The sequence below is a fragment of the Trujillonella humicola genome (genome assembly GCF_046233715.1).
GTDB classification, from domain to species: Bacteria; Actinomycetota; Actinomycetes; order Mycobacteriales; family Geodermatophilaceae; genus Trujillonella; species Trujillonella humicola.
On the sequence record NZ_JBJNRJ010000019.1, the window covers coordinates 4,682 to 26,435 of the forward strand.

Sequence of the window (21,754 nt, forward strand, 5' to 3'; positions counted from 1 at the left end):
GGGGGCGCGCATCGCACCCCGGAGGGGGCCCCCCCCGCCGCCTCCGGTGCAGATCCCCGTCCGGCTCGACGACCTCATCGACTCCATCCGCACGGTCCACTCCGACCCGCTCCAGCAGCTCACCGACGCGGTGCTCGTCGCGGACGCCGTGGGGGAGATCGCCGACTCCCTCATCGGCCACTTCGTCGACCAGGCCCGCCGCCAAGGCGCCTCGTGGACCGACATCGGCCGCAGCATGGGGGTCACCAAGCAGGCGGCGCAGAAGCGGTTCGTCGGCCGCGCCGACAAACCGGTGGACCCGCAGGAGGGCTTCAGCCGGTTCACCCCACGAGCCCGCAACGTCGTCGTTGCCGCGCAGGAGGAGGCGCGCGCCGCCGGGGCGGTCGAGGTCTCCCCTGCCCACCTCGTGCTCGGCCTGCTCCGCGAGCCCGACGGCATCGGCGCCCGCGTGGTCGCGGCGCACGCCGGGTCGCCGGACCGGGTCCGGGCGGCGGCCTCCGCCACGCTGCCACCGGCGTCCGGCGCACCGGTCCCGGCGCTGATCCCCTTCGACGAGGCGACCAAGGCCGTGCTCGAGGGCACCTTCGACGCCGCACGGCGACTGGGTCACGAGTACGTGGGGACCGAGCACCTGCTGCTCGCGCTGCTGGAGCAGGAGTCCGGCGCGGGGCTGCTCACCGGCCTCGGCGTCGACGCGGCCCGGGCGGAGGAGGAGATCACCACGGCGCTGCGCACCGCGGCCGAGGCCGCCGGCGGGTCGGGCGCCTGAGGCGGCTCAGGCCGCGCGGATCGCCGAGACGTCGAACTCGATCTGGATCCGGTCGCTGACCAGCACCCCGCCGGTGTCCAGCGGGGTGTTCCAGGTGAGACCCCAGTCGCTGCGCCGGATCGCCAGCGCGCCCTCGAACCCCACCCGGGCGTTGCCGAACGGGTCCATCGCCGAGCCGGTCAGCGCGAAGTCGACGCTCACCGGCCGGGTGACGTCGCGGATCGTCAGGTCGCCGGTCACCCGGAAGACGTCGTCGTCGATCTGCTCCACCGCGGTCGAGGTGAACACGATCGCCGGGAAGGCCTCGACGTCGAGGAAGTCCGGCGAGCGCAGGTGCGCGTCCCGGTCGGGCTGGCCGGTGTCGACGCTGGCGGTCGCGATCCGCAGGACGACCCGGCTGGCCGGCGGGTCCGCCGCGTCGAGGTGCGCCTCCCCCTCGAAGTCGCGGAACGAGCCGCGCACGGTGGTGACCATGGCGTGGCGGGCCCGGATGCCGATGCGGGTGTGCGCGACGTCGACGACGTAGTCCCCGCTCACGTCGGTCAGCGCGGTGGTCGCCGCGTCGAAGTCGGCGGGGTCCGCGTCGGGAGCGCGGTGCTTGGCCACGGTCGTCGTCCCTCCCACAGGTGGTCCCCATCCTCCCCGACGGCGACGCCCGTGGCAGACCGGGGGCGGGCGGGCGCCTCAGCCGGCCAGCGGCCGGCGCGCCCGCCGGCGGCCGAAGGCCTGGCGGACCCGCTGCCGGCGGTTGGGCGTGCGCTCGGCGTCGAGCAGCTGGGTGTCGGCGAGCAGCTGCTCGGCCGGGCCGAGATCGGGCGGGTCGAAGGGCACCAGCGACCGGCCCGCGGGCCGGCGCAGCTCCTCGACGGCGGCGAGCAGCGATCCCCCGTGCCGCTCGACGGCGCCGGCCACGTCCCCCGGCTCGACCCCCAGGTGCTCGGCGAGCAGCCGGTCCCGGAGGGCCACCACCGAGGCCGCCACGGACGCGTGGTCCCCCTGCTGCGCGGCGACCTCGATGCTGAGGTCGCACTCGGTGTCCAGCCCCATCGACCGGTTGTTCAGGTTCGCCGAGCCGATGCGCAGCAGCCGGTCGTCGACGACGAGCACCTTGGCGTGGACGTAGATCGACCGCCGTCCCTCGGTGACCGGCACGTACAGGCGGAAGCGGCCGTGCCGGTCGGCACGCCGCACCATGTCCAGCAGCGCCGCCCGGGCCGAGCCCATGGCCTTCTCCTCCAGCCAGCCCCACGCCTCGTGCGGGTTGAGGACGACGAACTCCGGGCCGTCGTCCTCCCGCAGCCGGTCGGCGATGGCCTCGGCGATGCGGCGGTTGGCGAAGTACTGGGTCTCGATGTAGACGGTCCGCCGCGCCGCGGCGATCGCGGCCAGCCACAGCAGCTCGATCTCGTGCACCAGCGTCGTCCCGCCGTGCTCGGGGCGGGTCCGCGAGATCGCGACGTCCACGTCGGTGAGGAACGGCTCGACGCCGTCGGGCCAGCAGGCCTCGACGTCGGTCACCGGCTCCAGCCGCTCGCCGGTGGCGCTCTCCCAGCGCTCGCGCGCGAGGTCCCCGACCGCCCGCGCGGCCGGGCCGGTCACCAGGCTGGTCACGTCGTGCCAGGGCATCGTCGGCCGGTGCGAGCGGGGTCGCACCCGGAGCGGGTGGCGGTCGCGGTGCTCGGGGGTGTCCCAGCGGTCGGCGGTCACGTCGATGCCGCCGGCGAAGGCCAGGCAGTCGTCGACGACCACGATCTTCTGGTGGTGGGCGCCGCCGACCGGGTGGTGGGTGTCCACGGCGAACGTCAGCCGGTCCGGTGTGCGGCGGTTCAGCAGCAGGATCGGCGCCAGCCCGCGCGCCAGCGCGTACGCCATGCCCAGGTCCCACTGGAGCACGCCGATCTCCAGCTCCGGGTTGGCCCGGACGGCGGCCTCGAGCACCCGCCCCAGCCGGTCGTCGCGGGGCCGCCCGCCGGCTGCGGGGTCCAGCCGGATCCGGGGGTCGAAGTCCCAGCCGATGAACAGCACCCGGCGCCGGGCGTCGCGCACCGCCTTCTTCAGGGTGGCGAAGTAGTCGGCGGCGTCGACGAACACCGCGTGCCGGTCGGCCCGCTCGATCCGCCAGCAGGTCTCCCCGGGCACCAGCATTCGGCCGCCGGTCACGGCCGGCACCGGCGGCGTCACCGGCTCCCGCGGGCTGGGTACGCGCAGGCCGGGCGAGGTCGTCGTACCGCCGTCGGAGGACACCGGGGCATTGTGCGCCCCCGGTGTCCTGCCGGGGTGCCCCCGCGCCCACGGACCACCCGGTCGGCCGACCGGCGACGCCGCTGGTCAGCCGGGGGACGCCGGGCGGGCGGCGGCGCGGCGGGCGGGCCCGACCAGGTCGGCGACGGTGGCGCGGGCGCCCCGCTCCCGCAGCGAGGTCAGGGCCCAGCGGTAGCTCGCGGCGAGCCGCGGGTCGGCGGCGAGGTCGCCGAAGACGTCGGGGTCCCCCAGGAACGCCAGTGGCTCGGCGGCCTGCCGGTCGGCCCGGGCGCCCAGTTCCCCGGCGCGGGGGTCGACCAGCGCCAGGGGCAGGCCGGCATCGTCGTCCCCCTCCGCCGTCCGCGCCCAGCCGGCGAGCACGGCGGCCGAGCGGCGGATCTCCCCGCCGCGCTCCAGGTTGGCCCGGATCACCGGCAGCAGGAACTGCGGGACGCGGTCGGAGGCGTTCTCCCGGATGCGGTCGAGGGTGTCGCGGACCTGCGGGTTGGCGAACCGGCCGACGAGCTCGGCCTTGTACCGGCGCAGGTCGATGCCCGGTACCGGGGCCAGCGTCGGGGTGGCCTCCTCGTCGAGGTAGCCGCGCAGGAACTCCCGGAACAGCGGGTCCTGGCAGGCCTCGTGCACGTAGGTGAGACCGGCCAGCCGGCCGAGGTGGGCCAGCACCTGGTGCCCGGCGTTGAGCAGCCGCAGCTTCATCAGCTCGTAGGGGGCGACGTCGGCGACCACCTGCACGCCGACGTCCTCCACCGGCGGCCGCCCGCCGGGGAACGCGTCCTCCAGCACCCACTGCGTCCACGGCTCGCAGACGACCGGCCAGGCGTCCTCGACGCCGAACCGGGAGGCGAGCTCGGCGCGGTCGTCGTCGGTGGTGACCGGCGTGATCCGGTCGACCATGGAATTCGGGAACGGCACCTCGGCGGCCACCCACTCGCCCAGCTCCGGGTCGCGCAGCGCGGCGAACGCGGCGAAGCTGCGGCGGGCCAGGTCGCCGTTGTGCGGGATGTTGTCGCAGCTGACGACGGAGAAGGGCGGAAGGCCGCGCGCCCGCCGGCGGGCGAGGGCCTCGACGACCAGGCCGAAGGAGGTGCGCGGCGCGGCGCCCGCGGCCAGGTCCGCGCGCACCGCCGGGGCGTCGGCGTCGAACTCCCCGGTGGCCGCCGACGTGTTGTACCCGCCCTCGGTGACGGTGAGCGAGACGATCCGGGTCACCTCGGCCGCCATCCTCTCGACCACGGCCTCGGGGTCGTCGGGGGCGAACAGGTACTCGACGATCGAGCCGACCACCCGCGCGTCCAGGTACCCGTCGGGGTGCTTGACGACGAGCGTGTAGAGGCAGTCCTGGGCGGCCATGACCGCGGCCATCCGCCGGTCGCCGGGCAGCACGCCCACCCCGCAGATGCCCCAGTCCCCCGCCCGGCCGGACTCCAGCAGCCGGTCGACGTAGAACGCCTGATGGGAGCGGTGGAAACCGCCGACGCCGAGGTGCACGATGCCCGGCCGCACCGCGGCGCGGTCGTAGCGCGGCGTCCAGACCGAGGGGCTCAGCGAGGTCAGGGTGGAGGCGCTCAGCCGCGGCATGCGCGGCCCCTACCCACCCCGACGGTGGGACGCACGGACCGGCGACGGCCGTGCGCATCCGGGTTCCCCCCGGTCGCGAGCGGGTCCACCATGGGCCTCCGCCGCCCCGTCCGCGCCACGGAGGGAGGGTTCCGTGACCTCTCCGCAGACGTCTCCGCAGACCTCTCCGCACCTGCCGGCGCCACCCTCGCCTCGGCGTCCCGCCCGGCCGGGAGGGGGCGCACCGTGACCTCCCTGGCACCCCGGCCCATCGTCAGCCGCCCCGGTCCGGAGCGGCCCGTCGTCAAGGGCTCGCAGCTGACGGCCCTGCTGCGCACCACCGATCACAAGACGATCGGGCTGATGTACCTGGTGACCTCGTTCGTCTGGTTCATCGCCGGCGGGCTGATGGCGATGCTGATGCGCGGCGAGCTGGCCCAGCCCGGGCTGCAGTACCTCTCCCCCGAGCAGTACAACCAGCTCTTCACCATGCACGGCACGATCATGCTGCTGCTGTTCGCCACCCCGCTGTTCTTCGCGTTCGGCAACCTGGTCATGCCGCTGCAGATCGGCGCGCCCGACGTCGCGTTCCCGCGGCTCAACGCCCTGTCGTACTGGCTGTTCCTGTTCGGCGGGCTGATCGCCGCAGCGGGCTTCCTCACGCCCGGCGGCGCGGCCGACTTCGGCTGGTACGCCTACACGCCGCTGTCCGACGGCGTGCACTCCCCTGGCGCGGGCGCGACGCTGTGGTTCGCCGGCCTGACCGTCGGCGGGCTGGGCACCATCCTGGGGGCCGTCAACTTCATCACCACGATCGCCTGCCTGCGCGCGCCGGGGATGACCCTGTTCCGGATGCCGATCTTCACCTGGAACACGCTGGTCACCAGCCTGCTGGCGATCCTGGTCTTCCCGATCCTCGCCTCCGCGCTGCTGGTGAACCTGGCCGACCGCAACCTCGGGTCGCTGGTCTTCACCCGGGAGAACGGCGGGACACTGCTGTGGCAGCACCTGTTCTGGTACTTCGGCCACCCCGAGGTCTACATCATCGCGCTGCCGTTCTTCGGCATCGTCACCGAGATCATCCCGGTCTTCAGCCGCAAGCCCTTGTTCGGCTACAAGGGCATGGTGTTCGCGACGGTGGCCATCGGGGCCCTGTCGATGGCCGTCTGGGCGCACCACATGTTCGCCACCGGCGCGGTGCTGCTGCCGTTCTTCGCGTTCCTGACCTACCTGATCGCGGTGCCCACCGGCATCAAGTTCTTCAACTGGATCGGCACCATGTGGCGCGGCCAGCTGACGTTCGAGGCACCCATGCTGTGGTCCCTCGGCTTCCTGGTGACCTTCCTCCTGGGCGGCCTGACCGGGGTGCTGCTCGCCTCCCCGCCGCTGGACTGGCACCTCAACGACAGCTACTTCGTCGTCGCCCACTTCCACTACACGGTCTTCGGGACGGTCGTGTTCGCCGCCAACGCCGGGATCGCCTTCTGGTTCCCCAAGATCTGCGGCCGAATGCTCGACGAGCGGCTGAGCCGGCTCCAGTTCTGGCTGACGTTCGTGGGCTTCCACGGCACGTTCCTCATCCAGCACTGGCTGGGCGACGAGGGCTTCCCGCGGCGCTACGCGAACTACCAGCCGGGGGACGGCTTCACCACGCTCAACACGATCTCGACCCTCTTCTCCTTCGTGCTGGGCGCGTCGATCATCCCCTTCCTCTACAACGTCGTCCGCTCGTGGAAGCACGGGCAGCTCGCCCTGCGCGACGACCCCTGGGGGCACGGCAACTCGCTGGAGTGGGCCACCTCGTCCCCGCCGCCGCGGCACAACTTCGTGGCCATCCCCCGCATCCGCTCCGAGCGCCCCGCGTTCGAGGCGCACTACCCGCACCTGGTCGAGCGCCTGCACTCCGAGGCGCACGTGGGCCGGCGGCACGTGCCGCCGGGACCGGACGAGATCGGGCTGACCGCCGGTGCCCGGCAGGGACCCGACGACCCCGACCCGACCTGAACGCCGGACCCCTCCCCCGCCCGCGGCCGGAGGGGCCCTCCCCAGCCCCGGGAGGTGCCCGTGCCCGTCGATCCGCACGAGGCCGACGCGCTCGCCGACCTCGAGCAGCAGCTGTTCACCGACGCCGTGCGCCGGGTGCGGCGCCGGTTCGGCGCGGTCGCGACCGCCGCCGTCCTGGCCACGACCGCCGGGCTGAGCCTGCTCGGTCCCCGGGCGCTGCCCCTGCTGCTGGCGCCGCTGCTCGCCGGCGGGCTCACCGCCGTCGCACGCGTCACCCCGCCGGCGAAACCCACCGGGACGGTCAGCCCTCCGGCTGCAGCACGAAGTCGTAGCGGGCCTCCAGCCACGGCACCTCGCTGGTGCCGCCGTCCGGCGTCGGCCCGGGCTCCCGCTCCTCGAACCGCACGACGAGCTCCTGCTTGGTGCCGAAGACGACGTCGCTGTCGAGGAACTCCGCGCCCTCCTGGAACAGGTGGGTGATCAGCGGCTCGTGGCCGGGGACGTCGAGCAGGAAGTGGATGTGCGCCGGCCGGAAGTGGCTGATGTCGGTACCCGAGATCAGCTCCCCGACCGGGCCGTCCATCGGGATGCTGTAGCCCTTCGGCGCCAGCGTGCGGACGCAGTAGGACCCGTCGTCCCGGGTGCGGTAGATGCCGCGCAGCCGCGCCTCGTCGAGGTCGGCGTGCTGGGACTCGTAGAGCCCCTCGGCGTCGGCCTGCCACACGTCGAGCTCGGCGTCGGGGACCGGCTTGCCGGTCAGGTCGCGCACCGTGCCGTGCACGTACAGCGGCACGCCGTCCAGCCCGTCGGACATGTCGCCGCCGAAGCCGAGCTCCGGCGAGCCGGCGATGTGGAAGGGGCCGAGCACCGTCGCGGGCGTCGCGGCCGGGTCGAGCCGGTGGTTCATCTGGACGACGAGCATCGACAGCCCGAGCACGTCGGAGGCGAGGATGAACTCCTCCCTTTTCTCGGTGCTGATCTGCCCGGTGCGGGTGAGCCACTGGATCGCGGCCATCCACTCCGCCTCGGTCAGCCGCACCTCGCGGGCGAAGGCGTGCAGGTGGCGCACCAGCGCGGTCAGCAGCTCCGCCGACCGCGGGTCGTGCGCGGTCTGCCACCGCCGCACGGCAAGCTCGGTGATGTTCTCCTCGGTGACGAGCTCCATCGCTCCTCCAGGGGGTGGGGTCGGGTCAGGGGGTGAGGACCAGCCGCCGGCTCGCCCGCCCGGCGGCCTGCCGCTCCCAGGCCGCGGCGACGTCGGCCAGGGGCACCTGCTCGGAGTCGACGGCCAGCTCGCCGGCGGCCGCGTGCGCGAGGACCGCGCCCAGCGCCTCACGGCGCTGCTCGGGCGTCAGGCTGACGTTGGTGTAGCCGAGGACCTCCGCCGAGCGGCTGCGCAGCACCGCCGAGGAGAACTCCGCCGTGTCCCCGGACGCGCCGCCGAGGTTGACCAGCCGGCCGCCGGGAGCCAGCAGCCGGGCGGCGGCGGTCGCGGCGGTGCCGCACACCGGGTCGACGACGACGTCGACCTCGCCGCCGAGCGCCTCGCGCAGCGCCGCGGTGAGCGCGTCGGCGTCGGTGGCCGCCTCCCCGGTCAGCGGGACGACGGCGTCGGCGCCGGCCCGGCGCGCCCGCTCCTGCGCCTCGGCCGAGCGGCAGGCGGCCACGACGCGCGAGGCGCCCAGCACCCGCGCGGCACCCACCGCGGCCTGGCCGACCGCCCCGCCGGCGCCCAGGACGAGCACCCGCTCGCCGGACCGGAAGCGGCCGCGGGCGGTGAGCGCCATCCAGGCGGCGACGGCCGACATACCCAGCGCGGTGGCCTCGACGTCGGCGACGTCGGCCTCGATCGGCACGACCATGTGGTCGGGGGTGGCGCACAGCTCGGCGAGGCTGCCGTCGCCTGGTTCCCGCCCGGCGGTGGTCTCGAAGAAGACCCGGGTGCCGGGGGCCAGGGACGCCGAGCGCTCGACCACGCCCACGCCCTGCGTGCCCGGCACGTACGGGCAGGCCGGCGCGCCGAAGTACGACGTCCCGGAGGCGCACAGCAAATCCAGCGGGACGATCGCCGCCGCGGCGACGCGGATCAGCGTGTGGCCGGCACCCGGCTCCGGATCGGGGTGCCCGGCCCAGGCCGGGGTGCCCCCCGGAACGGTGAGGACGGCGGCGTGCACGGCGTCAGCTCCCCGCCGACGGCAGGGCGTCGGGCTCGTAGGGGTCGGGTGGGACGGAGCGGTTGTTCAGGTCGACGGAGAGGAAGACGTCGTTGGCCACCGGGGAGCGCAGCTCCTCGGCGAGCTGGCCGATCAGCCCGGCGGTGCGGGCCAGCAGGGCGAAGCCGCGCAGCAGCTCCAGCGGCAGGCCGAGGTCGGCCAGCGCGGCGCCGCAGACGCCGGCGCCGTTGAGCGGCAGCGTCCTCCCCAGCACCTGCGGGTGCACCCGGCCGATCGCGGCGAACAGCGCCAGGTGCGGGCCGGTCAGCCCCTCCTCGGCGGCGATCGCGAACAACCGGGGGGTGCGCGGGTCGCCGTCCTTGTGCACGTGGTGACCCAGCCCGGGCACGAACCGGCGCGCCTCCCGCTGGGCGCGCACCGTCTCCAGGGCGAGGGCGTCCCAGCCGGCGTCGTCGGTGGGCAGCTGCGCGGTCGCGGCGAGGACGTCGTGCAGGAAGCGGCCGCAGTCCTCGGTGACGCCGAGGAAGCGCGAGCCGCCGCCGAGCAGGCCGGCGGCCAGCGCACCCTGGACCGAGTCCGGAGCCGACAGGTAGGTCAGCCGGGTCACGATCGCCGTGGGGGTGAACCCGTGGTCGGCCAGCGCGGCGAGCACCGACTCGAACACCCGGGTCTCCCCGGCCGTGGGACGGCGCTGGGTCGCCAGCCAGAAGGCCAGCTCCCCGAAGCCGACGGTGCCCATGACGTCGCGGGCGAGGTCGTGCCCGAGCAGCGTGATGGTCTCCCGGGTGGAGGCACCCAGGGCGGTCGGGTACTGCGCGTCGGTCACCGCTCCTCCTCGGGCGTGGCCAACCATCGCCGGATCTCCTCGCCGTGCTCGTCCACCCGCGGCGGCGGCAGCCGGTAGGACGCGTCGGTGGCGGAGAACCGGATCGGGTTGCGGATCGAGGGCACGGCGGCGTCCCCCTCCCCCACCGTCACGACCGGGTCGAGCCCGACCTCCTCGGCGAACGCGACGCCCTGGTCGACGGTGTTGATCGGCCCGCACGGCACGCCGGCGCCGATGATGTCGCGGAACCACTCCAGCTTGGTGCGGGTGCGCAGCCGCTCCTCCAGGAGCGGGCGCAGCTGGTCGCGGTGGGTGTTGCGGTCCTCGTTGCTGCCGAACCGGGGGTCGTCGGCCAGCCCGGGCAGCCCCAGCACCTCGCACAGCTTGCGGAACTGGCCGTCGTTGCCGGCGGTGATGATCAGGTCCCCGTCGGCGCAGGCCATCGGCTCGTAGGGGAACAGGCTGGGGTGGCTGTTCCCCATCCGGAACGGGACGACGCCCCCGGCCACGAACGCGCTGGTCTGGTTGACCAGCCCGGACATCGCCGAGGACAGCAGGTTGACCTCGACGTGCTGCCCGCGGCCCGTGGTGTGCCGGTGCTCGAGCGCGGCCAGGACGCCGATCGTCGCGTGCAGGCCGGCCATCACGTCGAAGACCGCGACCCCGGCCCGGTAGGGGTCGCCGCCGGGGTCACCGGTGAGGCTCATCAGCCCGGAGATCGCCTGCACGATCAGGTCGTAGCCGGGCAGCGAGCGCCCGCCCGGGCCGCTGCCGAACCCGCTGATCGAGGCGTAGACGACCGCCGGGTTGGTCGCGGCCACCGACGCGTAGTCCAGGCCGAAGCGGGCCAGGCCGCCGGGCTTGAAGTTCTCCACGAGGACGTCGGCGCGGCGGGCGAGCTCGCGGGCGGCCGCGACGTCGCCGGGGTCCTTGAGGTCCAGCGCCACCGAGCGCTTGTTGCGGTTGACGCCCAGGTAGTAGGTCGAGACCTCGCCCTCGGCCGTCGCGCGCACCGGCGGCGCCCAGGTGCGGGTGTCGTCGCCGCGCGGTCCCTCCACCTTGACCACCTCGGCGCCCAGGTCGGCCAGCAGCATCGTGGCGTAGGGCCCGGCGAGGATGCGGGAGAAGTCGGCCACCAGCAGCCCGGACAGCGGCCCGCCGGTCGCGTTCGTGGTCATCGCCGTCCGTGTCCCTCCGCCGTTCCGCCGTCCCTGACGCCCGCTGTGCGGACAGCCGTCCGGCCGAGTCTCGGACCGCATCGCGTCGGCTGTCAACCGGACGGGATCGTCCGCTGCACTGTCTTGACAGGTGGTCCAGGTCACGGCCAAGGTGGCCGCACCCGGCGCGCGTCCGCACAGCGGACGTCCGTCCGACAGAGTCGTCGTCCCGTCGAGGAGGAGTTCCATGACCAGCACCGAGGCCGGCCGGCCGATCGTCCTGCGCGGTGGCACCGTCCTGCCGATGGACGACGCCGGCAGCGTGCTGCCCCGCACCGACGTCCTGGTCACCGACGGCCGGATCGCCGCCATCGGCGTCGGCCTCGACGTCCCCGAGGGCACCCAGGAGATCGACGCCACGGACGGCATCGTCATGCCGGGCATGATCGACACCCACCGGCACATGTGGCAGACCGCGATGCGCGGCTACGGCGCCGACTGGACCCTCACCCAGTACTTCGTCTGGTACTACCTCGAGCACGGCAAGAAGTTCCGGCCGCAGGACATCGCCGCCGGCAACCGGCTGGCCGCCATCGAGTCCCTGGACGCGGGCGTCACCACGACCGTCGACTGGTCGCACAACCTGCAGACCGTCGAGCACGCCGAGGCGGCGCTCGACGCGCTGCGGTCGACGCCGGGCCGGTTCGTGTTCGCCTACGGCAACATCCAGGCCGGGCCGTGGGAGTGGACCGCCGACCCCGCCGTCCGGTCGTTCCTCGAGCGGCTGCGCGACGAGCGCGACGACATGATGGGCGTGCAGCTCGCCTTCGACGTCACCGGCGACCCGGAGTTCCCGGAGCGGGCGGCGTTCGAGGCGGCCCGGGAGCTCGGGCTGCCGGTGACCACGCACGCCGGCGTGTGGGCGGCGACCAACGACACCGGCATCCAGCAGATGTACGACGCCGGGTTCATGACGCCGGACACGACCTACGTGCACGCCGCCACCCTGACCGCCGACAGCTACCAGCGGATCGCCGGCACCGGCGGGTCGATCTCCGTGGCCACCGAGAGCGAGTGCAGCGCCGGCCAGGGCCACGCCCCCACCGAGCAGGTGCTGCGGTACGGCATCCCGGTGTCGCTGTCGATGGACACCAGCGTGTGGTGGAGCGGCGACATGTTCTCCGCGATGCGGGCGACGCTCAACGCCGACCGCATGTCCGAGCACATGGACGCCCACCTCAAGGGCGAGACCATCACCCACCTGCGGCTGCGCGCCCGCGACGTCGTCGAGTGGTGCACCCGCGGCGGCGCGCACGCCATCGGCCGCGACGGCGACCTCGGCCGGCTGGAGCCCGGGCGCAGGGCCGACGTCGTCCTCGTCAAGAACGACCGGTCGCCGGTCTCGTTCCCGATGCTCAACCCGTTCGGGCACGTGGCGTTCCAGGCCCAGCGCGCCGACGTGCACACGGTGCTCGTCGACGGGCGGATCGTGAAGTCCGACGGCGAGCTGGTCGGCGTCGACCTGGCCGCCGTCCGCCGCGAGGTCGAGGACACCATCGACCACCTGCGCGGCGAGTGCGGCGAGGAGGTCTGGCAGGCCGGGATGTTCCCCGAGGTGCCCGAGGCCGAGGCGGAGATCCTCGACAACCCGTACCAGTACAGCGACTACAAGGACGAGTCCAAGCGGGCCGGCGGCGAAGAGCGCGTCCTGGGTCGATGAGGGCCCGGAGGTGTTTGGGGGGGGGGCCGCCCCCCGCCCCCCCCCCACCCCCCCCCCGCCCCCGGGGGGGGGGTGGGGGGGGGGCGGGGGGTGGGGGGCCGGGGCCCCCCCCCCCACCACCACCCCCCCACCGACGAGGAGGACAGGTGGCGGGACGCGGGGCGGGGCCGGACTTCGTCGAGGCGCTGGCGCGCGGCCTCGACGTGCTGGCCTGCTTCGGCACCGCCCACCGCGCGATGTCGCTGTCGGAGGTGGCCGGCGCCGCAGGGCTCGCGCGGCCCACCGCCCGGCGGCTGCTGCTCACCCTCGAGGAGCTGGGGTACGTGCGGTCGGGCCCGACCGGGTTCGAGCTGACCCCGCGGGTGCTCGACCTCGGCATGGCCTACGTGGGGTCGCTGGGCCTGTGGGACGTCGCCCGGCCGCACCTGGAGGACCTCGTCGCGCAGACCGGCGAGTCCTCGTCGATGGCGCAGCTGGAGGGCTCCGACATCGTGTACGTCGCCCGGGTGTCGGTGCCCAAGCTCATCGCGCTCCGGGTGGAGATCGGCACGCGCTTCCCCGCCGCCCAGACCTCGCAGGGGAAGGTGCTGCTCGCCGCGCTGCCCCCGGCCGAGCTGGACGGCGTCCTCGCCGAGCCCAGCCGGGCCGGGCTGCCCGCGTACCTCACCCGCAGCGGCGAGCAGCTGCGCGAGGAGCTCACCGGGGTGCGGGCCCGGGGCTGGGCGCTGGCCGACGAGGAGCTCGCGCCCGGGGTCCGCTCGGTCGCCGTCCCGGTGCGCGACGGCGCGGGCGCGGTGCGCGCGGCGATGAACGTGACCGTGCACGCCGCGGAGACCTCCACCGAGCGGCTGCTCGGCGAGCACCTGCCCCGGCTGCTCCGGGCCGCCGGCGAGGTGAGCGCGGACTGGGCGCGCTGGCAGTCCCGCCCGCACGTCGAGCTGCCCCGCCCCGCCGCGAACGGCTGATCCCGCCTCGCCCGACATCTCCACGGACGAGATCTGCACACTCGTCGGCATCAGCGGCTGATGGTGACGAGTGTGCAGATCTCGCCGGTCACGTGAGGAGGGCGGCCACGGCCGACGCGAGGCGCTCCCGGGCGCCGGCCAGCGAGGGGCCGTACCAGGTGAGGTCCCGGCCGGAGACGAGCGCGTGGGGCAGCCCGGGGAACGCCTCGGGGCCGTCGTCGGCGGTGAAGAGGTAGGGCTCGTCGGGCAGCAGCACCGCCTGCGCGCCCGCCGCGAGGATCTCCTCCGGCGTCGTCCGCGGGTAGCGGTCCTCCCCCGCCCCGAACACGTTGACCAGCCCGAGCCGGGCCAGCACGTCCCCGGCGAAGGTGCGCGGGCCCACCACCATCCACGGGTCCCGCCAGACGGGGACGGCGACCCGCACCTGCGCCGCGGGCGCCGGCCCGGCCCAGGCCGCCGTCGCGTCGGCCAGCCACCCCGGCTCCTCCGCCCCGAGCGCCTCGGCGAACAGCCGGCGCAGCGAGGTCAGCGCCTCGTCCACCGACTCGACCACGGTGACCCACACCGGGATGCCGGCCGCCCGCAGCCGGTCGACGTCCAGCCGCCGGTTCTCCTCCCGGTTGGCGACGACGAGGTCCGGCGACAGCGCCGCGATCGCCGCCCGGTCGGGGTTCTTGGTGCCGCGCACCCGGGCGACGTCGAGGCCGGCCGGGTGGGTGCACCAGTCCGTGGCACCGACCAGCCGGTCCGGCACCGAGACCGCCAGCGCCTCGGTCAGCGACGGCACGAGCGAGACGACCCGCCGGGGCGGCCCCGCCAGCGGCACCGGCGTCCCGAGGTCGTCGACCGCCGAAATGGCCACTTCGGCGGGACTCAGGAGGCGAAGTCGCCGGCGGAGCGGCGCAGCTCGCGGAGGATGTCCACCAGCTCGCGCATCCGCTCGTTGCTCAGCTCCGGGGAGGCGAAGACCTCGTTGATGCGCGCGGTGGCCTCGGCGGCCCGCGCGCGCCCGGCGTCGGTGATCTCGACGAGGACGCCGCGGCCGTCCTCCGGGTGCGGACGGCGACGCACCAGGCCGGCGGCCTCCAGCCGGCTGGCCGCGTTGGTGACGCTCGCCGGGTGCACCTGCAGCCGGGCGCCGGCCTTGGTCATGGGCAGCGCGCCGGTCCGGGTGAACGACAGCAGCATGAGCAGCTCGTAGCGGGCGAAGGTCAGCTGCAGCGGGCGCAGCACCTCGTCGACCCGCGCCTGCACGATGGCCTGGGCGCGCATCAGCGAGGTGACCGCCTCCATGCCGACCGCGGCGTGCTCCCACCCGTGCTCGCGCCACTGCCGGGTCGCCGCCGCGACGGGGTCGAAGGGCAGGGACGGCGTGCTCACGGCCGTCATGATGACTCAGCCGCTCCTGCTCCCCTCTTCCGGTGTTCCCCCTGCTCCTGCGGCGTTGCAGAACCGCAGGACCGCGGGGAACACCGCAAGAGCCGGCGCGGGCCGGTCACACCGAGCGCCGGTACCGGCCGCCGACCTCGAAGAAGGCGCCGCTGATCTGCCCGAGCGAGCAGACCCGGACGGCGTCCATGAGCTCGGCGAACACGTTGCCGCCGCCCATCGCGACCTCCTGGAGCCGGGCGAGGGCGGCCGGGGCCTCGGCGGCGTGCCGGTTGTGGAAGTCCTCGAGCCGGGCGAGCTGGGACTTCTTCTCGTCCTCGGTGGCGCGGGCGAGTTCCAGCGAGGTCTCGGGCTGCCCGGAGCGGTCGGGGTCGAGGAAGGTGTTGACGCCGATGATGGGCAGGCTGCCGTCGTGCTTGCGGTGCTCGTAGAGCATCGACTCGTCCTGGATCCGGCCGCGCTGGTAGCCGGTCTCCATCGCGCCGAGCACGCCGCCGCGCTCGGCGATCCGGTCGAACTCCTCGAGCACCGCGGCCTCGACCAGGTCGGTGAGCTCCTCGACGATCGCCGACCCCTGCAGCGGGTTCTCGTTCTGGGCCAGACCCCACTCGCGGTCGATGATCATCTGGATGGCCAGCGCGCGGCGGACCGACTGAGCGCTCGGCGTGGTCACCGCCTCGTCGTAGGCGTTGGTGTGCAGGCTGTTGGCGTTGTCGTAGATCGCGCACAGCGCCTGCAGCGTGGTGCGGATGTCGTTGAAGTCCATCTCCTGGGCGTGCAGCGACCGCCCCGAGGTCTGCACGTGGTACTTCAGCTGCTGCGCGCGCGGGCCGGCCCCGTACTTCTCCCGCATGGCCACCGCCCAGATCCGCCGGGCCACCCGGCCGATCACGGTGTACTCGGCGTCCATCCCGTTGGAGAAGAAGAAGCTCAGGTTGGGCGCGAAGTCGTCGATGGCCATGCCGCGGGCGAGGTAGGCCTCGACGTAGGTGAACGCGTTGGCCAGCGTGAAGGCGAGCTGGCTGATCGGGTTCGCCCCGGCCTCGGCGATGTGGTATCCGGAGATGGACACCGAGTAGAAGTTGCGCACCCGGTGGTCGATGAACCACTGCTGGATGTCGGCCATGCAGCGCAGCGCGAACTCGGTGGAGAAGATGCAGGTGTTCTGGCCCTGGTCCTCCTTGAGGATGTCGGCCTGCACCGTGCCGCGGACCGTCGAGAGCACGAACGCCCGGATCTCCTCGGCCTCGGCCTCGTCGGGCCCGCGGCCCTCCTCGGCGCGGAAGGCCGCCACCCGCTGGTCGATCGCGGTGTTGAGGAACATCGCGAGGATCGCCGGCGCCGGGCCGTTGATCGTCATCGACACCGAGGTGGTCGGCGCACACAGGTCGAACCCGTCGTAGAGCGCCTTCATGTCGTCCAGGGTCGCGATCGAGACCCCGGAGGTGCCGACCTTGCCGTAGACATCGGGCCGCAGCTCCGGGTCGCGCCCGTAGAGGGTCACCGAGTCGAAGGCGGTGGACAGCCGGGTGGCGGGCTGGCCCTCGCTGAGCAGCTTGAACCGCCGGTTGGTGCGGAACGGGTCGCCCTCGCCGGCGAACATCCGCGCGGGCGCCTCGCCCTCGCGCTTGACCGGGAACACCCCGGCGGTGAAGGGGAAGGCGCCGGGCAGGTTCTCCCGCCGCAGGAAGCGCACCAGTTCGCCCTCGTCGCGGGTCCGGGGCAGCGCCACCCGGCGCACCTTGGTGCCCGACAGCGTCTCGCGGGTGAGCGGGACGGTGATGTCCTTCCCGCGCACGGTGTAGGTCAGCTCGTCGCCGGAGTACTGCTCGACCGTGGCCGGCCAGCGCTCCAGCAGGCCGCGGACCTCCGGCTGCAGCTCGGTGGCCTCCGCGGCCGCCCGCGCGGCCGCCGCGGCATCCCCGTCCAGCACCTCCGCCGCCGTGCCCAGGTGCTGGCGGCGGCGGGCCAGCTCCGCCTGCTCCTCGGTGGTGCGGTGGTAGCCGCGCACGGTCTCGGTGATCTCGGCCAGGTACCGCGACCGGGACGACGGGACGACGCTGGACAACCCGGTCGAGGCGCGGACGTCGACCGCCGGCAGCACCCCCTCGCCCACCGGCAGCCCGCGCTCGGCGAGCAGGCCGCGCAGGTGCTGGTACAGCGCGGTCACGCCGTCGTCGTTGAACCGGGCCGCGCTGGTGCCGAACACCGGCATCGATTCCCACGGCTGACCGAAGGCCTCGCGGTTGCGCACCATCTGCCGGGCCACGTCGCGGCGGGCGTCCTCGGCACCGCGGCGCTCGAACTTGTTCACCGCCACCACGTCGGCGAAGTCGAGCATGTCGATCTTCTCCAGCTGCGACGCGGCGCCGAACTCCGGCGTCATCACGTACAGCGAGACGTCGCTGAACGGCACGATCGCCGCGTCGCCCTGCCCGATGCCCGGCGTCTCCACCACCACCAGGTCGAAGCCGGCCGCCTTCACCGCGGCCAGCACGTCGTCCAGGTGCTCGGGCACCTGCGTGCCCGCGGTCCGGGTGGCCAGCGACCGGAACCAGGTGCGGTCGCCGCCGACCGTCTCCTCCAGCGCGTTCATCCGGATCCGGTCCCCCAGCAGCGCGCCGCCGCCGCGCCGCCGGGTCGGGTCGATCGCCACGACGGCCACCCGCAGCCGGTCGCCCTGGTCCAGCCGGATCCGGCGCAGCAGCTCGTCGGTGAGCGAGGACTTGCCCGACCCGCCGGTGCCGGTGATGCCCAGCACCGGCACCGTGCGCCCGGCGGCCGCCGCCCGCAGCTCCCCCGCAAGCTCCGGGGCCCGGCCGGCCTCCAGCACGGTGACCGCCCGGGCCAGCGCCGCCGCGTCGCCGGCCTGCACGGCCTCGGCCGACGGCGCGCTCGCGGCCAGGTCGACGTCGCACTCGCGGACCAGCTCGTTGATCATCCCCGGCAGGCCCAGGCGGGCGCCGTCCTCCGGGGAGAAGATCCGCACCCCGCGCTCGCGCAGCAGCGCGATCTCCTCCGGCACGATCACCCCGCCACCGCCGCCGAAGACGCGCACGTGACCGGCGCCGGCCGCGGTCAGCCGCTCCTTCAGGTAGGAGAAGTACTCGACGTGCCCGCCCTGGTAGGACGAGATGGCCACGCCCTGCACGTCCTCCTCCACCGCCGCGCGGACGACGGCGTCGACCCCGCGGTCGTGGCCCAGGTGCACGACCTCCGCACCCTGGCTCTGCAGCAGCCGCCGCATCACGTTGATGGCGGCGTCGTGCCCGTCGAACAGGCTGGCCGCGGTGACGAACCGGACCGGGTGGACCGGCACGTGCAGCGGCGGCCGGGCAGAGGGAGCGGTCACGGCGGACTCCAGACGGAGGGGTACTCGGACGTCCAACGAGCGTAGCGCACTACTTGGACGTCCACGGAGATCCGCCGGTCTCCACGCCGGCTCCCGGTGTCGCGGACGCCTTCCCGCGGGTATCGTCGAGCCAGGTCGAAGCCCCGGCCGCGCACGTCCTCACCGACGGCGCGCCGGCCCTGGCGCCCGTCGAGACGGTGGGTCGCCCGTGTCCCTCGCCCTTCCGCCCCTCGCCCCGGTGCTCGCGCTGCCGACCGCACCGCTGCCCGATCCCGGCGCCTCGCTCCTGGTGCGCGTCGACGTCGCCACCGGTCTGCTCACCGCCACCGGGGAGCTCGACCACTGCTCGGCGCACCTGGTGCTGGAGGCCGTCCACCCGCTCGCGCTGGGGACGGCCCCGGCGTGGCTGGTCGACGCCGGCGCCGTCACCTTCTGCGACGGCGGGGGGCTCGCCGCCCTGCTCGGCGTCCGCACGGCCGCGCTCGAGCACGGCCGGCCGCTGCACCTGGTCGGCGCCGCCCGCTGCGTCCGCCGGCTGATCGCGCTGACCGGCCTGGACGACGTCCTCGCCGTGGTGCCGCGGCCCGCCCGCGGGACGGGGTGACCCGGGCGGGCGTCCCGGGAGGGGCTCGGCAGCCCCTCAGGCGTTGCGGACCGCGGCGGCGGTCTCCAGGCCCAGCTCGCGCACCGACACCTCGCGCATCTCGACCTTGCGGATCTTCCCGGTGACCGTCATCGGGAAGGCGTCGACCACCTTGACGTAGCGCGGGACCTTGTAGTGGGCGAGCCGGCCGGCGCAGAACTCGCGCAGGCCCTCGGCGGTGAGCGGCGCGGCGCCCTCGCGCAGCCGCACCCAGGCCATGAGCTCCTCGCCGTAGCGCTCGTCGGGGACGCCGATCACCTGCGCGTCGACGACGTCGGGGTGGGTGTAGAGGAACTCCTCGATCTCCCGCGGGTACACGTTCTCCCCGCCGCGGATCACCATGTCCTTGATCCGGCCGACGATGTTCACGTAGCCCTCGGCGTCCATCACCGCGAGGTCGCCGGTGTGCATCCACCGGGCGGCGTCGATCACCTCCGCCGTCTTCTCCGGCTCCTCCCAGTAGCCGAGCATCACCGAGTAGCCGCGGGTGCAGAACTCCCCCGGCTCGCCGCGCGGCACGGTCAGCCCGGTGCCGGGGTCCACGATCTTGACCTCCAGGTGCGGGTGCACCCGGCCGACGGTGGAGGTGCGCCGGTCCAGGTCGTCGTCCGCGCCGGTCTGGGTGGAGACCGGGGAGGTCTCGGTCATCCCGTAGCAGATGGTCACCTCGGTCATGCCCATCTCGGCGACCACCCGCTTCATCACCTCCACCGGGCACGGCGAGCCGGCCATGATGCCCGTCCGCAGCGAGGAGAGGTCGTGGTCGCCGAGGTCGGGCAGGGCGAGCTCGGCGATGAACATGGTGGGGACGCCGTACAGGGAGGTGCAGCGCTCGTCCTGCACGGCGCGCAGCGTCGCCGCGGGGTCGAAGCCGGGCGCCGGGATCACCATCGTGGCGCCGTGGCTGGTGGCGGCCAGGTTGCCCATGCCCATGCCGAAGCAGTGGTAGTAGGGCACCGGGATGCAGATCCGGTCGGCCTCGGTGTAGCCGCAGCCCTCGCCGACGAAGAAGCCGTTGTTGAGCAGGTTGTGGTGGGTGAGCGTGGCGCCCTTGGGGAAGCCGGTGGTCCCCGACGTGTACTGGATGTTGATCGGGTCGTCGGCCGACAGCTCGGCCTCCCGGCGCGCCAGCAGCCCGCGGTCGCCGGCCCGGCCGGCCGCCAGCAGCCGGTCCCAGGCCGGGTCGCCGAGGAAGACGACCTCGCGCAGCTGCGGGCACTGCCCGCGGACCTCGCCGACCATCGCCCGGTAGTCGCTGGTCCGGAACTCCGGCGCGCTCACCAGCACCGAGATGCCGGCCTGGTTCAGCACGTAGGCCAGCTCGTGAGTGCGGTAGGCGGGGTTGATGTTGACCAGGATCGCGCCCAGCTTGGCGGTGGCGTACTGGACGAAGGCCCACTCCGCGCAGTTCGGGGCCCAGATGCCGACCCGGTCGCCCTTGCCGACGCCGAGCGCGTCGAGGCCCAGCGCCACCGCGTCCACCTCCGCCGCGAACTGCGGATAGCTGAACCGGCGGCCGGTGGCGCACTCGACCAGCGCCTCGTGCTCCCCCACCCGCGCGACGGTGCGGTCGAGGTTCGCGCCGATCGTGTCCCCGAGCAGGGGCACGGTCGAGGTCCCGCTGGCGTAGGAGGGGACGAGCGGCTGGGCGGCGTTCATCGGGGCCTCCGCGGACGGCGACGGGTACCGCGCCACCCTGCTCCCCGTGCGGGGCACGCCACCACCTACGGACGGGGGGACCGGGAAGCGGACGGCCGCCCCGGCGGTTGCCCCTGGCAACAACACCCGCCCCGGGTCCGGGTCCGGGCGGCACCACGCGCCCCGGGTCCGGGCGGCGCAGTCGAACGAGAGGTCACCCCCATGTCACCGTCCCTCCCGCTGTCCGTCCTCGACCTCGCCCCGATCGCGCCCGGCCAGACCGCCGGGGAGAGCATCGCCGCGAGCGTCGCCCTGGCCCGCGCCGCGGAGGAACACGGGTTCCGGCGGGTCTGGTACGCCGAGCACCACAACATGCCGACGATCGCCTCCTCGGCGACCAGCGTGCTGATCAGCCACGTCGGCGCGCACACCTCGAGCATCCGGCTGGGCGCCGGCGGCGTGATGCTGCCCAACCACTCGCCGCTGACGATCGCCGAGCAGTTCGGCACCCTCGACGCGATGTACCCCGGGCGGATCGACCTGGGCCTGGGCCGCGCGCCGGGCAGCGACCAGAACACGATGTACGCGCTGCGCCGCGACGCGCACTCCGCCGACCGCTTCCCCCAGGACGTCCTGGAGCTGCAGGCCTACCTCGCCGGCGAGACCCGGGTGCCGGGCGTGGACGCCGTCCCCGGCAAGGGGTCGCGGGTGCCGCTGTACGTGCTGGGCTCCTCGATGTTCGGCGCGACGCTGGCCGCCGCGCTGGGCCTGCCCTACGCCTTCGCGTCGCACTTCGCCCCGGCACTGCTGGAGAAGGCGGTGGCCGCCTACCGCAGCGAGTTCCGCCCCTCGGCCGAGCTCGACGCCCCCTACGTCATCGCGGGGGTCAACGTGGTCGCCGCCGACACCGCCGAGGCCGCCCGGGCCGACCTGGCGCAGGTCCGCCGGCGGCTGGCCGTGGGTCTCTTCGGCCGCGGCCGAGACCTCTCGGACGCCGAGACCGACCTGCTGCTGGCCGGCGGGGCGGCGGTGCACGTCGACGGGATGCTCACCCACACCGCGGTGGGCACGGCGACCGAGGTCCGCGAGCGGCTGACCGCTTTCCGGGAGCTCGCCGACGCCGACGAGCTCATCGTCGCCTTCCAGTCCCCCTCCCCCGAGGCCCGGCTGCGGGCGGTGGAGCTGACCGCCGAGGCGATGTCGTCGGTCGCCGCCTGAGGGGTTCCGGCGCCGTGGGCCCCTCGGGCGGATACCACCCCCCCCCCCCCCCCCCCCCCCCCCCCCGCGCGCGCCCTCGG

17 protein-coding genes are annotated in these 21,754 nt (G+C 74.4%); 6 read left to right on the forward strand and 11 right to left on the reverse strand.

Translation table 11 applies throughout. The annotated features are described in order from the left end of the window. Window positions 1-46: 46 nt before the first annotated feature. Entirely contained in the window at window positions 47-769 is a 723-nt protein-coding gene (locus ACK586_RS11830; protein ID WP_409330679.1) for a Clp protease N-terminal domain-containing protein, read from the forward strand. Between the two features lie 6 nt (window positions 770-775). Here ACK586_RS11830 and ACK586_RS11835 read toward each other — a convergent pair whose 3' ends face one another. From ACK586_RS11835 to ACK586_RS11845, 3 genes are all read right to left on the reverse strand, one after another. Next, window positions 776-1,393 carry a YceI family protein gene (locus tag ACK586_RS11835; protein ID WP_409330680.1) on the reverse strand — a complete coding sequence of 206 codons (618 nt, stop codon included), beginning with the start codon at window positions 1,391-1,393 and terminating at the stop codon, window positions 776-778. A 60-nt stretch (window positions 1,394-1,453) separates the two neighbouring features. Continuing rightward, window positions 1,454-3,013: a phospholipase D-like domain-containing protein gene (locus ACK586_RS11840; RefSeq protein ID WP_409330681.1), complete on the reverse strand. Its 1,560-nt coding sequence runs from the start codon at window positions 3,011-3,013 to the stop codon at window positions 1,454-1,456. 84 nt (window positions 3,014-3,097) lie between these two features. Then, window positions 3,098-4,609, reverse strand: a complete 1,512-nt coding sequence (locus ACK586_RS11845; protein ID WP_409330682.1) for a mannitol dehydrogenase family protein — start codon at window positions 4,607-4,609, stop codon at window positions 3,098-3,100. 225 nt (window positions 4,610-4,834) lie between these two features. Here ACK586_RS11845 and ctaD point away from each other — a divergent pair, with 225 nt between their 5' ends. Then, entirely contained in the window at window positions 4,835-6,592 is a 1,758-nt protein-coding gene (gene ctaD / locus ACK586_RS11850) for an aa3-type cytochrome oxidase subunit I (protein WP_409330683.1), read from the forward strand. Between the two features lie 301 nt (window positions 6,593-6,893). Here the strand turns inward: ctaD and ACK586_RS11855 are convergent, their stop codons facing one another. From ACK586_RS11855 to ACK586_RS11870, 4 genes are read right to left on the reverse strand one after another with little or no spacing between them, the layout of a single operon-like run. Beyond that, window positions 6,894-7,757 (reverse strand): dioxygenase family protein, encoded by an 864-nt coding sequence (locus ACK586_RS11855; protein ID WP_409330684.1) that lies wholly within the window; start codon window positions 7,755-7,757, stop codon window positions 6,894-6,896. A gap of 25 nt (window positions 7,758-7,782) precedes the next feature. After that, on the reverse strand, window positions 7,783-8,766 hold the full coding sequence (locus ACK586_RS11860; RefSeq protein WP_409330685.1) for a quinone oxidoreductase family protein: 984 nt from the start codon (window positions 8,764-8,766) through the stop codon (window positions 7,783-7,785). Between the two features lie 4 nt (window positions 8,767-8,770). After that, window positions 8,771-9,592 carry a citryl-CoA lyase gene (locus ACK586_RS11865; RefSeq protein ID WP_409330686.1) on the reverse strand — a complete coding sequence of 274 codons (822 nt, stop codon included), beginning with the start codon at window positions 9,590-9,592 and terminating at the stop codon, window positions 8,771-8,773. Next, window positions 9,589-10,770 (reverse strand): CaiB/BaiF CoA transferase family protein, encoded by a 1,182-nt coding sequence (locus ACK586_RS11870; RefSeq protein WP_409330687.1) that lies wholly within the window; start codon window positions 10,768-10,770, stop codon window positions 9,589-9,591. Before ACK586_RS11870 ends, ACK586_RS11865 begins: the two co-directional genes overlap by 4 nt. A 226-nt stretch (window positions 10,771-10,996) precedes the next feature. Between ACK586_RS11870 and ACK586_RS11875 the strand changes: the two genes are divergently transcribed. Continuing rightward, window positions 10,997-12,469 (forward strand): amidohydrolase family protein, encoded by a 1,473-nt coding sequence (locus ACK586_RS11875; RefSeq protein WP_409330688.1) that lies wholly within the window; start codon window positions 10,997-10,999, stop codon window positions 12,467-12,469. A 146-nt stretch (window positions 12,470-12,615) separates the two neighbouring features. Then, window positions 12,616-13,434: an IclR family transcriptional regulator domain-containing protein gene (locus ACK586_RS11880; RefSeq protein ID WP_409330689.1), complete on the forward strand. Its 819-nt coding sequence runs from the start codon at window positions 12,616-12,618 to the stop codon at window positions 13,432-13,434. 88 nt (window positions 13,435-13,522) lie between these two features. On the opposite strand, the gene ACK586_RS11885 is transcribed toward ACK586_RS11880, so the two are convergent. The 3 genes from ACK586_RS11885 to icmF form a co-directional block, all read right to left on the reverse strand. Beyond that, the gene (locus tag ACK586_RS11885; protein ID WP_409330690.1) at window positions 13,523-14,296 is read right to left on the reverse strand and encodes a helical backbone metal receptor; all 774 of its coding nucleotides are present in this window, start codon (window positions 14,294-14,296) and stop codon (window positions 13,523-13,525) included. 11 nt (window positions 14,297-14,307) lie between these two features. Beyond that, window positions 14,308-14,814: a MarR family winged helix-turn-helix transcriptional regulator gene (locus tag ACK586_RS11890; RefSeq protein ID WP_409330691.1), complete on the reverse strand. Its 507-nt coding sequence runs from the start codon at window positions 14,812-14,814 to the stop codon at window positions 14,308-14,310. Between the two features lie 115 nt (window positions 14,815-14,929). Then, window positions 14,930-18,175 (reverse strand): fused isobutyryl-CoA mutase/GTPase IcmF, encoded by a 3,246-nt coding sequence (gene icmF / locus ACK586_RS11895; protein ID WP_409330692.1) that lies wholly within the window; start codon window positions 18,173-18,175, stop codon window positions 14,930-14,932. A gap of 208 nt (window positions 18,176-18,383) precedes the next feature. Here icmF and ACK586_RS11900 point away from each other — a divergent pair, with 208 nt between their 5' ends. Further along, window positions 18,384-18,779 (forward strand): STAS domain-containing protein, encoded by a 396-nt coding sequence (locus ACK586_RS11900; protein ID WP_409330693.1) that lies wholly within the window; start codon window positions 18,384-18,386, stop codon window positions 18,777-18,779. Between the two features lie 36 nt (window positions 18,780-18,815). Here ACK586_RS11900 and ACK586_RS11905 read toward each other — a convergent pair whose 3' ends face one another. Continuing rightward, window positions 18,816-20,477, reverse strand: a complete 1,662-nt coding sequence (locus ACK586_RS11905) for an AMP-binding protein (RefSeq protein WP_409330694.1) — start codon at window positions 20,475-20,477, stop codon at window positions 18,816-18,818. Between the two features lie 201 nt (window positions 20,478-20,678). On the opposite strand from ACK586_RS11905, the gene ACK586_RS11910 reads away from it, so the two are divergent. Continuing rightward, complete coding sequence (locus ACK586_RS11910) at window positions 20,679-21,674, forward strand: LLM class flavin-dependent oxidoreductase (protein WP_409330695.1); 996 nt, start codon at window positions 20,679-20,681, stop codon at window positions 21,672-21,674. Window positions 21,675-21,754 lie beyond the last annotated feature (80 nt).